General features: G+C 68.8%; 13 protein-coding genes and 1 tRNA gene. 5 read left to right on the top strand and 9 right to left on the bottom strand.

Annotated elements, in window-relative coordinates; translation table 11 throughout:
• Window positions 1-51 precede the first annotated feature (51 nt).
• The 3 genes from DW298_RS05670 to DW298_RS05660 form a co-directional block, all read right to left on the bottom strand.
• On the bottom strand, window positions 52-1,086 hold the full coding sequence (locus DW298_RS05670; protein ID WP_136041490.1) for a ribose-phosphate diphosphokinase: 1,035 nt from the start codon (window positions 1,084-1,086) through the stop codon (window positions 52-54).
• Between the two features lie 7 nt (window positions 1,087-1,093).
• Complete coding sequence (gene glmU, locus DW298_RS05665) at window positions 1,094-2,524, bottom strand: bifunctional UDP-N-acetylglucosamine diphosphorylase/glucosamine-1-phosphate N-acetyltransferase GlmU (protein ID WP_136041489.1); 1,431 nt, start codon at window positions 2,522-2,524, stop codon at window positions 1,094-1,096.
• A gap of 1 nt (window position 2,525) precedes the next feature.
• A tRNA-Gln gene (locus DW298_RS05660) sits at window positions 2,526-2,597 on the bottom strand.
• A 125-nt stretch (window positions 2,598-2,722) separates the two neighbouring features.
• On the opposite strand from DW298_RS05660, the gene DW298_RS05655 reads away from it, so the two are divergent.
• Both DW298_RS05655 and DW298_RS05650 read left to right on the top strand, forming a co-directional pair.
• A complete protein-coding gene (locus DW298_RS05655; protein ID WP_136041487.1) occupies window positions 2,723-3,220 on the top strand; it encodes a GNAT family N-acetyltransferase in 498 nt (165 codons plus the stop codon).
• A gap of 7 nt (window positions 3,221-3,227) precedes the next feature.
• Window positions 3,228-3,722, top strand: a complete 495-nt coding sequence (locus DW298_RS05650) for a MarR family transcriptional regulator (RefSeq protein WP_136041486.1) — start codon at window positions 3,228-3,230, stop codon at window positions 3,720-3,722.
• Between the two features lie 40 nt (window positions 3,723-3,762).
• Here the strand turns inward: DW298_RS05650 and DW298_RS05645 are convergent, their stop codons facing one another.
• Window positions 3,763-4,239 carry an Rrf2 family transcriptional regulator gene (locus DW298_RS05645; protein ID WP_136041485.1) on the bottom strand — a complete coding sequence of 159 codons (477 nt, stop codon included), beginning with the start codon at window positions 4,237-4,239 and terminating at the stop codon, window positions 3,763-3,765.
• Window positions 4,240-4,301: 62 nt separating this feature from the next.
• Here DW298_RS05645 and DW298_RS05640 point away from each other — a divergent pair, with 62 nt between their 5' ends.
• Together DW298_RS05640 and DW298_RS05635 are read left to right on the top strand one after the other, a co-directional pair.
• Entirely contained in the window at window positions 4,302-5,051 is a 750-nt protein-coding gene (locus DW298_RS05640) for an NAD(P)H-binding protein (protein WP_136041483.1), read from the top strand.
• 88 nt (window positions 5,052-5,139) lie between these two features.
• Complete coding sequence (locus tag DW298_RS05635; RefSeq protein WP_205820266.1) at window positions 5,140-6,063, top strand: pseudouridine synthase; 924 nt, start codon at window positions 5,140-5,142, stop codon at window positions 6,061-6,063.
• Here the strand turns inward: DW298_RS05635 and DW298_RS05630 are convergent.
• The 5 genes from DW298_RS05630 to DW298_RS05610 form a co-directional block, all read right to left on the bottom strand.
• Window positions 6,050-6,709: a methionine ABC transporter permease gene (locus tag DW298_RS05630; protein ID WP_136041480.1), complete on the bottom strand. Its 660-nt coding sequence runs from the start codon at window positions 6,707-6,709 to the stop codon at window positions 6,050-6,052. The genes DW298_RS05635 and DW298_RS05630 overlap by 14 nt on opposite strands.
• A complete protein-coding gene (locus DW298_RS05625; RefSeq protein WP_136041479.1) occupies window positions 6,709-7,752 on the bottom strand; it encodes a methionine ABC transporter ATP-binding protein in 1,044 nt (347 codons plus the stop codon). The genes DW298_RS05630 and DW298_RS05625 overlap by 1 nt, the downstream gene beginning before the upstream one ends.
• Before the next feature lie 98 nt (window positions 7,753-7,850).
• Window positions 7,851-8,762, bottom strand: a complete 912-nt coding sequence (locus DW298_RS05620; RefSeq protein ID WP_136041478.1) for a MetQ/NlpA family ABC transporter substrate-binding protein — start codon at window positions 8,760-8,762, stop codon at window positions 7,851-7,853.
• Window positions 8,763-8,866: 104 nt separating this feature from the next.
• Window positions 8,867-10,636: a Na+/H+ antiporter gene (locus DW298_RS05615; RefSeq protein ID WP_136041477.1), complete on the bottom strand. Its 1,770-nt coding sequence runs from the start codon at window positions 10,634-10,636 to the stop codon at window positions 8,867-8,869.
• A 40-nt stretch (window positions 10,637-10,676) separates the two neighbouring features.
• Window positions 10,677-12,494, bottom strand: coding sequence for an ABC-F family ATP-binding cassette domain-containing protein (locus DW298_RS05610; protein WP_136041476.1), 1,818 nt, complete (start codon window positions 12,492-12,494; stop codon window positions 10,677-10,679).
• 56 nt (window positions 12,495-12,550) lie between these two features.
• Here DW298_RS05610 and DW298_RS05605 point away from each other — a divergent pair, with 56 nt between their 5' ends.
• The gene (locus DW298_RS05605) at window positions 12,551-13,399 is read left to right on the top strand and encodes a fused MFS/spermidine synthase (RefSeq protein ID WP_136041474.1); all 849 of its coding nucleotides are present in this window, start codon (window positions 12,551-12,553) and stop codon (window positions 13,397-13,399) included.
• The last annotated feature ends 47 nt before the right edge of the window (window positions 13,400-13,446 follow it).

Below are 13,446 nucleotides of genomic sequence, written 5' to 3'. Positions count from 1 at the left end.
CTTTCGACCGTAAGCACCGTGTCTATGCGCGGGCTGTGCCGTGACGATGCGTTACGCGTCGCCGCCGAACATGCTCGTCACGGAGCCGTCTTCGAAGACCTCGTGGATGGCACGGGCGAGCAGCGGCGCGATCGGGAGGATCGTGAGGCTGTCCCACCGACGCGACTCCGTGAGCGGGATCGTGTCGGTGATGACGACCTCGTCGATCGACGAGTCCTGCAGGCGATCGGATGCCGGGTCGCTGAAGATCGCGTGGGTCGCCGCGACGATCACACGGTGCGCTCCGGCCGCCTTGAGAGCCTGGGCGGCCTTGACGATCGTGCCACCGGTGTCGATCATGTCGTCGACGAGGAGGCAGGTGCGCCCCTCGACGGTTCCGACGATCTCGTGCACCGAGACTTGGTTGGCCACCTTCGGGTCACGGCGCTTGTGGATGATCGCGAGCGGAGCACCGAGGCTGTCGGACCAGGTGTCTGCGACGCGGACACGCCCCATGTCAGGCGAGACGACGGTGAGGATCTCGCGGTCGGCCGGCGAGAGCGTGCGCTCGAAGTAGTCCAGCAGCACGGGCTTGGCGAAGAGGTGATCGACGGGTCCGTCGAAGAAGCCCTGGATCTGCGCGGCGTGCAGGTCGACGCTCATGACGCGGTCGGCGCCGGCGGTCTTCAGCAGGTCGGCGACGAGACGGGCGCTGATCGGCTCGCGACCGCGACCCTTCTTGTCCTGACGCGAATACGGATAGTACGGCGCGACGACGGTGATGCGCTTGGCGGATGCGCGCTTGGCGGCATCGATCATGATGAGCGTCTCCATGAGCCACTCGTTGACCGGCTCGCCGAACGTCTGGATCAGGAAGAGATCGACGCCGCGGATCGAAACCTCGAAGCGGGCGTAGATCTCACCGGACGCGAACGTGCGGTGCTCGACCGGGGCGATCTCCGTGCCGAGCGCTTCGGCGACCGCTGCCGTGAGTGCCGGGTGCGAACGCCCGCCGGCGACGACGAGTCGCTTCTTCGTCTTGGCGATGATGCCGGGAGCCACGCCGTTGTCGCGATCCAGATCGACCGTCTTCTTCTTGCGCGCCATGCTCCGCCTATTCCGCCGAATTCTCGCGGGACGCAGCATCCGCCGCGCCCGTGCCTGCTCTGTTCTTCGCGACCCAGCCTTCGATGTTGCGCTGGGGTGCGACGGTCATGGCCAGTGCGCCGGCCGGGACATCCTTGCGGACGACCGCGCCGGCGCCGGTCTTCGCGCCAGCTCCCAGCCTAACGGGCGCGACGAGCACCGTGTGCGAGCCGGTGTGAACCTCGTCGCCGATCTCGGTGCGGTGCTTGTTCACGTCGTCGTAGTTCGCCGTGATGGTGCTCGCGCCGAGGTTGACACCGCGGCCGATCGTGGCGTCACCCACGTAGGACAGGTGCGGGACCTTGCTGCCCTCGCCGATCTCGGCGTTCTTCGTCTCGACGTAGGCGCCGATCTTGCCCTTGGCGCCGAGGACCGTACCCGCGCGGAGGAACGAGAACGGGCCGACCGTGGCCTCCGCCCCGATCACGGCGAGGGTGGCATCCGTACGACGGACGGTCGCGTCTTCGCCGACCTCGCAGTCGACGAGGGTCGTGTCGGGTCCGATCACGGCCCCGGACGCGATGACCGTGGCACCGAGGATGTGCGTGTTCGGGAGGAGGGTGACGTCGGGCGAGAGCTGCGCGTCGTCGTCGATCCAGGTGGTGGTCGGGTCGATGACGGTGACGCCCTCGAGCTGCCAGCGGCGCACGATGCGCTGGTTGAGCAGGCGACCGACCTCGGCCAGCTGCGCGCGGTCGTTCACCCCGAACGTCACCGCGATGTCGGAGACCACGGATGCCGCCACCCGGTCGCCGTCGCGACGGAGCAGCCCGGGGACGTCGGTCAGGTACATCTCGCCCTGCGCGTTGTCGACGCCGACCCGCGGCAGGTACGTGCGCAGGGTCTCGGCGCGGAACACGTACATCCCGGCGTTGATCTCGCGGACGGCGGCCTCTTCTGCACTCGCGTCCTTCTGCTCGACGATGCGGTCGACACCTCCGTCGGCGTCACGGACGACGCGGCCGTATCCCGTCGGGTCGTCGAGCAGTGCCGTCATCAGCGTCGCCGGAGCGCCCGACGCGCGGTGCTCCGCCACGAACGCGGAGAGGGTGTCTGCGTCGGCGAGCGGGCAGTCGCCGGAGAGCACGAGCACGTCGCCGTCGAAGTCCTCGGGGAGCGCGTCGACCGCCACCTGAACGGCCCGTCCTGTTCCCGGCACGTCATCTTGGTCGATGAACACCGCGTCGGGGTAGTCCTTCGCGAGGGCGGCGACCACCTGGTCGCGCTCGTGCCGCACGACCACCTCGATGTGCGCGGCCTGCAGCCGCCCGGCCGTGGTGAGCACATGCCCCACCAGCGGACGCCCGCCGATCGGGTGCAGCACCTTGGGCAGACGCGACTTCATGCGCGTGCCCTGACCTGCAGCGAGGACGATGATGGCGAGATTGTTCCCAGTCATGCTCCGCCGCCAGGACTCGAACCTAGACCTAACAGCTCCAAAGGCTGTCGTGCTGCCATTACACCACGGCGGACCGCGCCGCCCACGAGGGCGCCGCGGATCAAGTCTGCCATGCCCCAGCCTGTGTTCCGATGTGCGCGGACGTCGGCCCTCCCGCCCCGTCACGGTTCCGAAACACGACTCTGGAATGCTGACCCCATGAGCATCGTGATCGAAAAGGTCGAGTCGGCGACCCCCGCCCTCGCAGAATTCCTGGTCGCCCACCACGCGGAGTTGGAGCACACCGCGCCCGCCGAGAGCCGTCACGCGCTCGTCTTCGAGCGCCTGCTCGCCCCCGGCGTGCGGCTGTTCGCGGGCTCCGTCGACGGTCGCCCGGTCGCCACCGGTGCGCTGGTCACGGTCGAGGACGACTATGAGGAGCTCAAGTCGATGCGCACCGATCCGGCGCTGCGCGGCCGCGGGCTCGGGAAGTCGATGCTGAACTTCCTCCTCGCCGATGCGCAGTCGCGCGGCATCCGCCGTCTCTCGCTCGAGACCGGCAGCGACGACTTCTTCATCCCCGCGCGCGCGATGTACGCGGCGGCCGGCTTCCGGGAATCCGGCCCGTTCGGTCGGTACCTCCCCGACCCGTACAGCTTCTTCATGACCCTCGAGCTGCCCGTGGCGTCCGTCGCGCACGAGCCGCACACGCGATAATGGGCGGATGAGCGAGGCGGATGAGGTCGACCGGATCGTCGGCGCGTGGAACACGCAGCGACCCGACCTCGATTTCTCACCCCTCGAGGTGCTCTCCCGGATGGACCGCCTCTCGCGCCACCTGGACCGCGCCCGCCGCGACGTGTTCCGCCGCAGCGACCTGGAGCACTGGGAGTGGGATGTGCTGTCGGCGCTGCGCCGTGCGGGCACGCCGTTCCAGCTCTCGCCCAAGCAGCTGCTGCAGCAGACCCTGGTGTCGAGCGGCACCATGACCAACCGCATCGACCGGCTCGTCGGCCGCCGTTTCGTGCGCCGCGAGGCCGACCCGGGCGACGGACGCAGCGTGCTCGTGACGCTCACCGACGACGGGCGCATCCGTGTGGACGCCGCCATCACCCGTCTCGTCGACGTCGAGGCCGATCTGCTGCAGGCGCTCTCGCGCTCGGACCGGGATCGCCTCGCCGCGCTGCTGCGCAAGCTGAGTCTGAGCTTCGACACGTGAGTATCGACGCCTGAGCATCGACGCCCGGGCATCGCGCTTCTCAGCCTGCGGCGTCGAGAAGCAGCCTGCGGTTCTTCTCCGGGACCCCGGCGGGGAGGCCGGCGACGATCTCGGCGACCGTGACACCGGCCAGCGACTCGCGCCACGCCTCGTGCGCCCGACGCATGACCGCCGCGAGCGCGCAGGGCCGCGTGCAGTCCTCGGGACGTGCCGCCCCGCGCCCCTGCTGCCGCAGCTCTCGGCAGACGTACGGGTCCGCGGCGCCGTCGACGGCGGTGACGAGGTCGAGGATGCTGATCCGCTCGGGCTCCCTGGCAAGACGGAACCCGCCGCGCGGACCGGTGCTGCCGGTGAGGATGCCGGAGCGCACGAGCTTGGCGAGCTGCTTCGACAGGTACGGGCCGGGGACGCCGAAGTGCTCGGCCAGCTGCGCTCCAGAGACGGTCGACCCCGCGGGAAGCTGCGCGATCACGGCGACCGTGTGCAGCACCCACTCGGACGTCTCCGGAAGTTTCACTTGCCCAGTGTATCCGCATCAGCCTATTGTGGACACGTAATATCCATGATTAAGGAGCGGACATGCGCATCGCAGTGGCAGGTGGAACGGGTCGGATCGGACGGCTGGTCGTGGCGGAGCTGGCAAGGGAAGGCCACGAGGCCGTCTCCCTGAGCCGCAGCGAGGGGATCGACCTGCTCACGGGCGTCGGCCTGCGCCAGCGACTGGAGGGCGTGGATGCCGTGATCGACGCGACCAATCCCCCGGTCGCCGACATCGCGGAGGCCGAGCACGCGTTCGCCACGATCACCCGCAACCTTCTCACCGCCGAGGCTGAGGCAGGCGTCGGTCACCACGTCGCCCTGTCGATCGCCGCGCTCGACGCCGTCGCCGGAAATCCGCACTACTACGGCAAGCGCGCCCAGGAGCGCGAGGTCATCGCGGGCGCGGTGCCGTTCACGATCTTGCGAGCGACACAGTTCCACGACTTCCCGGCGATGATCGCCGAGTGGACCGTCGTCGACGGCGAGGCGATCGTGCCGCCGCTGCTCCTGCAGCCGATCGCCCCGACCGACGTCGCCGCCGCGCTGGTCGCGACCGCCGCGACGGCACCGCTCTCGGCATCCTTCGACATCGCGGGACCCCGCACGGAGGACGCGGTCGACATGGCTCGACGCACCCTCGCTGCGCGCGGCCAGGATCTTGCGCTGCGGGCCGCCTGGCGGGATGCCGCTCTGGGCGTCGAGTTCGCCGGCGAGGTGCTCCTCCCCGCGCCCGACGCCCGCGTGGCGCCGACATCGTTCGAGGACTGGCTCGCCGCGGGAGCCGACTGACCGACGGAGGCGGCGGCGCGGGTCGCTTAGGGTGGGAGCATCCCGTTCGCGACCCGCGACACTGTTCTCCGGAGGCCGACTGATGGGCATGCCCTCTCCCCTCCCGGTGCGCGACGGCGTCGGGGCGACCCGGCTGCACGTGCCACTCAGCGGCTCCTGGCCCACCGTCGCCGCGTACATGGTCGAGCGCTTCTTCCACCTCGACCCCGAGCGTCTGCGCGAACGGTTCGACCGCGGTGACATCGTCCGTGCCGACGGCTCGCCCGTCCCCCGCGACGCCCCGCTCGGCAGCGTCGAGTTCGTCTGGTACTACCGCGAGCCCGCGGTCGAGACCCGAATGCCGTTCGAGATCGAGATCCTGCACCAGGACGAGCACCTCGTGGTCGTCGACAAGCCACACTTCCTGCCCACCACGCCCGGCGGGAAGTTCCTGCAGAACTCCGCGCTGGTGCGGCTGCGCAACCTGCTCGACAACGCCGACCTCGCGCCGATCCATCGCCTGGATCGCGCCACGGCCGGGCTGCTGATGTTCTCGACGCGGCCCGCGACCCGGGGCGCCTACCAGCTGCTCTTCGAGAAGCGGCAGGTGCAGAAGGTCTACGAGGCCGTCTCCGCGCTTCCCGAGGACCGGCCTCTCCCCGCGTTCCCCCTCGTGTACCGCAACAACATCGAGAAGCTCCGCGGCCAGGTGCGCGTGCAGGTCGACGACGCCAAGGAGCCGAACTCCGAGACGGCCGTCGAGCTGATCCGCGCCGACGACCGCGTGGTGCACACGCTGCTGCGCCCGCACAGCGGCAAGATGCACCAGCTGCGGGTGCATCTCGCCGCCCTCGGCATCGGCATCCTCAACGACCGCTTCTACCCCGAGCTGCAGGACGACCTGCCGGACGACTACGACCGCCCGCTGCAGCTGCTGGCGCGCGAGCTGCGCTTCGTCGACCCGATCAGCGGGAAGGACCGGGTGTTCACCACCCGGCGCACGCTACAGGAAGCGCCCGTCAGCGACGCATGACCTTGCGGGCCAGGCGTGTGCCGAGCATCTGCACGAAGTGCACGAACACGACGATCAGGACGATCGCCGCCCACATCACGAGCGGCTCGAACTGCCGGAAGCCGTAGATCTGCGCGAAGGCACCGAGTCCGCCACCGCCGACGAGTCCCGCCATGGCCGTCATGTCGATCAGCGCCACGAGGATGAACGTGTAGCCGAGGATGAGCGGACCGAGCGACTCCGGGATGGCCACGGTGAAGAGGATGCGCCAGGGACCTGCACCCATCGCCCGCGCCGCCTCGATGACTCCGGGAGACACCGAGACGAGGTGCTGCTCCACGATGCGCCCGATCGCGAACGCGGCCGCGAGACCGATGATGAAGGCCCCGGCAGTCGTCCCGATCCCCACGCCCACGACCGCGCGCGCAAGCGGCTGGGCGACCACGAGGAAGATGATGAACGGGATCGGACGGAAGAAGTTCACCACGAGGTTCACGATCACCGAGATCACCCGGTTCTGCGCGAGTCCGCCGGGACGCGTGACGTACAGGATGATGCCGATCGCGAGCCCGAGGATGCCGCCGAGCACGAGTGCGAACGACGTCATGTAGAGGGTCTCGAGCGCGGCCGCCCAGAACTCGGGCCACAGTTCGTTCAGACGATCCATCAGCGGGCCTCCTCTGCGGCGATCTCCGTCACTTCGACGCGTTCGGCGATGCGGGCCAGGACACCGTCGATCGCCGCCGCGTCGCCGCGGATCGCGAGCGTCAGATGCCCGAAGGCCCGCCCGCGGATGTCGTTGATGCCGCCGAACACGAGCTCGAAGTCGAGGCCCGCACCGGCGAGGTCGAGGAACACCTGCGCCTGCGACGAGTCGCCGTCGCGGAACGAGAACGTCACCAGGCGTCCGCGGTGGCGCTCGCGCAGCACCGCCAGCTCGGACGGCGACGGCACGCCCTTCACGACCGTGCCGACGAAGCGCTGGGATGCCGGATTCTGCGGGGCGGAGAAGACGTCGAACACGTCGCCGTGCTCGATCACGCGGCCGTTCTCCATGACCGCGACCTTGGTGGCGATGGTCTGGATGACGTCCATCTCGTGCGTGATGATCACGATCGTGACGCCCTGCTCCTGGTTGACCCGCTTGAGCAGATCGAGCACCTCATGCGTGGTCTGCGGGTCGAGGGCGCTGGTGGCCTCGTCGGCGAGCAGGATCGCGGGACCCGTCGCGAGTGCGCGGGCGATGCCGACGCGCTGCTTCTGGCCGCCCGAGAGTTGTTCCGGGTAGGCCTTGGCCTTGTCGGCGAGACCGACGAAGGAGAGCAGTTCCGCGACCCGCTTCTCGATGTCGTCCTTGGACCAGCCGGCGAGCTTGAGCGGGTAGGCGATGTTGGCCTTGACGCTCCGCGAGGAGAACAGGTTGAACTGCTGGAAGATCATGCCGATGCCGCCGCGGACCCGGCGCAGCTCGCTCTCCTTGAGCGCGGTGATGTCGACGCCGTCCACCGTGATGGTGCCGCTCGTCGCCGGCTCGAGGGCGTTGATCAGCCGCACGAGCGTGGATTTGCCGGCGCCCGAGTATCCGATGATGCCGAAGACGTCGCCCTTCTCGATCTCGAGGGTGACGTCGTCGACCGCGACGACCTCGGACCCGTCACGGGTGCGGGACGGGTAGGTCTTGGAGACGTTCGTCAGGGTGACGATCGGCATGTGCTGCTCCGGTCTGCTTCGGGAACGAAGAATCGGGTGACGCTTTTCGCGCCACCCGATTCTCCCTCATCGGACGAAGGTGGGATTCCCCCGACGTCCTACTTCTTCGACTCCGCGTCCTTCTGGACCTTCTCGAGCGAGGCGACGAGATCCTCGACCGGCGTCTGCAGAGCCACGGCGGTGTCGCCCGACGACTTCAGCAGGCCCTTCTGGACGTCCTCGTTCGTCTGGAAGATCTCGACCAGCTTGAGGTAGGTCTCGTTGTCGGCATCCTCGGCGCGCGCGGCGAAGATGTTCACGTACGGGAGGGCGCTGGCATCCTCCGGGTCGTCCTGGGCGATCGCGTCGTCGAACGTGAGACCGGCATCCTGCACGAAGTCGTTGTTGATGATCGCTGCGGCGACGTCGGGCAGCGACGTCGGGATGATCGCGGCCTCCAGCGCCTTGACCTTGACATCGGACTTCTCGGTGTCCACGTCGGCGAGGTCGGAGTACGGGGTGCCGCCGCTCTTCAGCTCGACGAGTCCGGCCTGCTGCAGCACGTTCAGCGCGCGGGCCTGGTTGGAGGCGTCATCCGGCACGGCGACGGTCTCGCCCTTCGGGATGTCCTTCACATCGTCGTACTTGGTCGAGTACAGGCCGAGCGGGTAGATCGCGGTCGACCCGATCGGGGTCAGATCCTCGCCGGAGGCGTTGTTGTACTCGGCGAGATACACGATGTGCTGGAACTGGTTGAGGTCGATCTCGCCCTCTGTGAGCGCCGGGTTGGGCTGCTCGTAGGAACCGAAGTCGACCAGCTCGACGGTGATGCCCTCGTCGGCCGCGGCCTCGACGAACGCCGGCCACTGCTCGTCGGCCTTGCCGACGACGCCGATCTTCACGACCTCGTTCTCGGTCGATCCCTCGCTGCCGGAGCCGGATTCGGACGATGCCGTCGCGCATCCTGCGAGCGCGACGAAGAGCGGGACCGCGGCGAGCGCGGCGATGACGGAAGTGGTGCGGCGTGACATGGAAGGGGTTCCTCTCTTGGGGGACTCGAATACGTTAGGCAGGCACCCGCGAACCTGCGGAATCGCGTCGTCACACGGCGTCACAGCCCGGGAAGGTGCGCAGGTCAGTCGTATTCCTCGATGCCCTGCAGACGCACCTGCTCGAGGTCGAGGCGGGCCGAGATGCGGCGCACGACGATGTCATCGACGGTGCCGGCGCCCCGGAGTCCCAGGAGCACTTCGCGCTTGCGGTCGATGAGCGCGAGCTTCAGACGCGTGTGCTCCTCGTGCCGGATCAGCGGCGAGCGCTGCGCGAGGTCGACGTCGGCCGAAGTCGCGATCATCTGCAGGACCGTTCCGTCCGTGGCATCGGGCACCGTAACCCGATCCACTCCCCCGCTCGGCGCCGGATCCTCTCCGGCAGCATCCGCGGTACCGGCGCTCAGCGGATCCGGTTCGTCGAGCATCTCGTCGAGCGCCTCGGCCTCGGCATCCACCAGGGCCTGCTCGCGCGCCAGCGTGCGGGCGTTGGCGAACTCGAGCATCGCGTAGCCCTCGGTGCGCACCCGGTCGCGGACCTCCTGACCGATGCCGTGCTCGGCGGCGAGGTCGTCGAGAGCCGCGAGGGCTGCGCCGGAGATCGCCCGCTCGGCGAGCTCGTACTCCTCGTCTTCGACGTGATCGACGGGGAACCGCGCCCAGCGCACGAGTGCGGGGAGCATCGGCCCCTGCACGAGCAGGCTCAGCAGGATCACCCCCGCGGTGACGAACACGATCTCATCGCGTCCGGAGACCGCACCGCCCTCGGCGATGGTGGCGGGGACCGACAGCGCGATCGCGAGCGAGACCGCTCCGCGCATGCCGGCCATCGTGGACACGACCCGAGCCCGCGAGCGTGCTCCCCGCGCGGGGCGTCCGCCGCTCTGGCGCTGGAACAGCACGTTCAGCACCTGGAACACGTAGCGCACGACCAGGAGAGTCGCCCACACGGCGAGCGTGATGAGCACGAGGCGGCCGATCGCGGCCGCCGAGATCTCGTGCGCGACGTACTGCACCTCGAGCCCGATCAGCACGAACAGGGCGCCGTTGAGCAGGAAGACACCGAACGGCCACGCCGCATCGGCCTGCCGGCGGGAGGATGCCGTGGTGACCCGCGGCGACACGTAGGCGACGATGAGCCCCGCGACGACGACCGCGAGGACTCCGGAGGCGTGGATCATCTCGGCCGCGAGGAACGCCGTGAACGGGATCAGCAACAGCGCCACGTTGATCACGATCGTCGAGGAGGTGCGGCGCAGCAGCAGGTAGCCCAGGCCGGCGATGACGACCCCGGCGGCGATCCCGCCGACGTACGAGATCAGCACGTCGAGCGTGACCGAGAGCGGAGTGATCTGGCCGCCGAGCGCGAGCGACACCGCGATCGCGTACAGCACGAGGGCCGTGCCGTCGTTCGTGAGGCTCTCGGCCTTCAGCTTCATGAACATGCGGCGCGGCAGCAGCCGCCCGAGCGCCGCCACAGCCGTGGCATCCGGCGGAGCGACCGCGGCGCCGAGGATGAGGGCGATCTCCCACGGCATCCCGAACAGCACGCCGATGCCGGCGACCGCGAAGGCCGACGCGACCACGAGGACCGTGCTCATGGGGAGGATGTAGCGGAAGTCGCGGCGGATCGAGCGCAGTGAGGTCGTGAGGCTCTCCCAGAACAGCATCACCGGGAGGAACAGCAGCAGCACCGTCTCGGGCGGCAGCTGCACCTCGCGCAGCTGCGGCACGAAGCCGAGCAGCAGTCCGAAGATGACCAGGACGAGCGGGAGCGCGAGACGCACGCGCGGGGCGATCAGGGTTCCGACGAGAATCGTGAGTCCGAGCAGGACGGTTACTTCGAGGCCTTCCATCTCTACCTCCCAACAGCGTTGGAAGAAGGATATTCCTCGCTCAGCCGATCTCCTCGGTGAGTTCGAACCAGCGCAGCTCCAACTCCTCGATCTCGGCCTGCTGGTCGCTGATCTTCTTCATGCGGTCACCGAGGCCCGCGTAGTCCGCCTGGTCGTGATCGGCGAGCGCGGTCTTGGCGGCGTTGACCTGCTGCGTCAGCTTCTGGATGCGCCGCTCGAGCGACGCGATCTCCTTCTGCGCGGTGCGCAGAGCCGCGCCGTCGAGCCCGGACGGGGTCGTCGTCGCGGTCGCCGCCGCGGTCGCGGTCTGCTTCGAGCCCGTCGATGCCTGCAGGTGGCGCAGTCGCAGGTACTCGTCGACGCCCCCGGGGAGGTGTCGCAGGTGCCCGTCGAGGATCGCGTACTGCTGGTCGGTGACGCGCTCCAGGAAGTACCGGTCGTGGCTGACGACCAGGAGCGTGCCGGACCAGGAGTCGAGGAGGTCTTCGATCGCGGCGAGCATGTCGGTGTCGAGGTCGTTGGTCGGCTCGTCGAGGATCAGCACGTTCGGCTGGTCGAGCAGCACGAGCAGCAGCTGCAGACGACGCTGCTGCCCACCGGAGAGGTCCTTGACCGGGGTGGAGAGCTGCGCGGAGTCGAACCCGAGGCGCTCGAGCAGCTGCCCGGGCGTGAGGTCCTGTGCCTTGGGACCCGCACCCATCGTGTAGGAGGTGCGCAGCCCTGAGATGATCACACGCACCGGGTCCTTCCAGTGCTGCGTGAGCTCGTCGAGCCGCTGAGTGAGGGTCTGCACCTTCACGGTCGTGCCGCGCTTTACCCGGCCGACCGTGGGTTCCACCGTGCCGGAGATGAGTCCGAGGAGTGTGGACTTGCCGGCGCCGTTCACCCCGAGGATGCCGGTGCGCTCCCCCGGCGCGATGCGCCACTCGATGTCGCGGAGCACGACCTTCTCGCCGCCGTCCGCCGTCGGGTAGGTCACTCCGACGTCGAGCAGATCGACCACGTCCTTGCCGAGGCGCGAGACGGCGAGCGACTGCAGCGACACCTTGTCGCGGATCTCGGGCACGTCGGCGATGAGCTCGTTGGCCGCATCGATGCGGAACTTCGGCTTCGCGGTGCGGGCCGGAGCACCGCGGCGGAGCCACGCGAGCTCCTTCTTGGCCAGGTTCTGGCGCTTCGCCTCGGTCGCCGCCGCCATCCGATCGCGCTCGACGCGCTGCAGGATGTATGCCGCGTATCCGCCCTCGAAAGGCTCGACGATGCGGTCGTGCACTTCCCAGGTCTCGGTGCAGATCTCGTCGAGGAACCACCGATCGTGCGTCACGACCATGAGCGCGCCCGAGTTCGGCGACCAGCGCTTCTTGAGATGCGCAGCGAGCCAGGTGATCGCCTCGACGTCGAGGTGGTTGGTGGGCTCGTCGAGGGCGATGACGTCCCAGTCGCCGGTGAGCAGCTTGGCGAGAGACACCCGACGCCGCTGGCCACCGCTGAGCGAGCCGATCTCGGCATCCCAGGGCAGGTCCGTGAGCAGACCCTCGATCACGTCGCGGATGCGGGCGTCGCCCGCCCACTCGTACTCCGGGGTGTCGCCGACGACGGCCGCGCTGATCGTGAGGTCGTCCGGCAGGTTGTCGGCCTGGTCGAGCACGCCGATACGCGTGCCGCCACGCACGGTGACGCGGCCGGAATTCGGTTCCTTGATGCCGGCGAGCATGCCGAGGAGGCTGGACTTTCCGTCGCCGTTGCGGCCGACGATGCCGATGCGGTCACCCTCTTCGATGCCGAGGGTCACGGAGTCGAAGACGACCCTGGTCGGATATTCGAGGTGCAGGGCTTCAGCCCCGAGAAGATGTGCCATGTTCCCTCAAGGGTAGCCGCGCGCGATGGGTACGGCGGCCAGCCTAAAATCGACGGGTGCCAAGTAAACGCCGGGTGTTCTCGCTCATGCTCGACGACCGCAAGGCGAAACTGGTGCAATCGAGAAGGCGACCCGGTCGCTACGAGCTCAGCGTCGATGGGATCCCGCAGTCCGTCGTCTCGATGACGGACCCCACCGAACTCGAATACGCCTATACCCAGCACATCGCCCGGGCCATGGATGCCGCAGTCGAGCCCGGTGCACCGCTGTTCACCGCGCACCTGGGAGCCGGGGCGCTCACGCTGGCACGCTACGTCGAGGCCACGCGTCCCGGGTCGCCCCAGCTTGTGGTCGAGTTCGAGCCGGCTCTCTATGAGGCGGTGATCGCCGCGCTCCCACTGCCTGCCAGCGCGGATGTGCGCGTCGTCTTCGGTGATGCACGAGCGGTCACCGACGCGGAGATCTCGGACGATTGGGCGGATGCGCGCTTCACCGTCGTCGACCTCTGGGATGCCGCCGTCATCCGACATCACGTGGCGAGTCAGGAGTTCTACCGCCGGGTCGCCGCACGCTCCGCCGCAGACGGTGTGGTGGCGGTGAACCTGCTCGACGGGCATCCGTTCGAGTATTCGCGGCGACAGGCGGCCACGTTGCGCTCGGTCTTCGCTCACGTCGCCGTCGTGCTCGACGCCGAACCGCACGATGACGAAGGACCGCTCGGCAACGTCGTCGTCTTCGCGAGCGATGAGCCGTTGGCCGTGGTGACGAGCCCCGCTCTTCTCGGCACGCCGCGACCTCACATGCTCCACGACGGCGAGCTGACGTCGTGGATCGCCGACGCGCGCATCATGACCGACGCCGACGGCACGGACTCCCCCGACCCCGACGACCCCATCTGGGACTAGCGCACGCAGCGACGAGCGGATGCCGGAATCCCGGTGAACATAGTTTC

Source organism: Microbacterium sp. A20 (assembly GCF_004794515.1).
Classification (GTDB): Bacteria; Actinomycetota; Actinomycetes; order Actinomycetales; family Microbacteriaceae; genus Microbacterium.
This window is presented reverse-complemented; position numbering and strand designations above follow the sequence as displayed.

Bases quoted from the DNA above. Each gene is read 5' to 3' on its own strand.
- DW298_RS05670 (WP_136041490.1), bottom strand. From the start codon at position 1,086: ATGGCGCGCAAGAAGAAGACGGTCGATCTGGATCGCGACAACGGCGTG.
- glmU (WP_136041489.1), bottom strand. From the start codon at position 2,524: ATGACTGGGAACAATCTCGCCATCATCGTCCTCGCTGCAGGTCAGGGC.
- DW298_RS05655 (WP_136041487.1), top strand. From the start codon at position 2,723: ATGAGCATCGTGATCGAAAAGGTCGAGTCGGCGACCCCCGCCCTCGCA.
- DW298_RS05650 (WP_136041486.1), top strand. From the start codon at position 3,228: ATGAGCGAGGCGGATGAGGTCGACCGGATCGTCGGCGCGTGGAACACG.
- DW298_RS05640 (WP_136041483.1), top strand. From the start codon at position 4,302: ATGCGCATCGCAGTGGCAGGTGGAACGGGTCGGATCGGACGGCTGGTC.
- DW298_RS05635 (WP_205820266.1), top strand. From the start codon at position 5,140: ATGCCCTCTCCCCTCCCGGTGCGCGACGGCGTCGGGGCGACCCGGCTG.
- DW298_RS05630 (WP_136041480.1), bottom strand. From the start codon at position 6,709: ATGGATCGTCTGAACGAACTGTGGCCCGAGTTCTGGGCGGCCGCGCTC.
- DW298_RS05625 (WP_136041479.1), bottom strand. From the start codon at position 7,752: ATGCCGATCGTCACCCTGACGAACGTCTCCAAGACCTACCCGTCCCGC.
- DW298_RS05620 (WP_136041478.1), bottom strand. From the start codon at position 8,762: ATGTCACGCCGCACCACTTCCGTCATCGCCGCGCTCGCCGCGGTCCCG.
- DW298_RS05615 (WP_136041477.1), bottom strand. From the start codon at position 10,636: ATGGAAGGCCTCGAAGTAACCGTCCTGCTCGGACTCACGATTCTCGTC.
- DW298_RS05610 (WP_136041476.1), bottom strand. From the start codon at position 12,494: ATGGCACATCTTCTCGGGGCTGAAGCCCTGCACCTCGAATATCCGACC.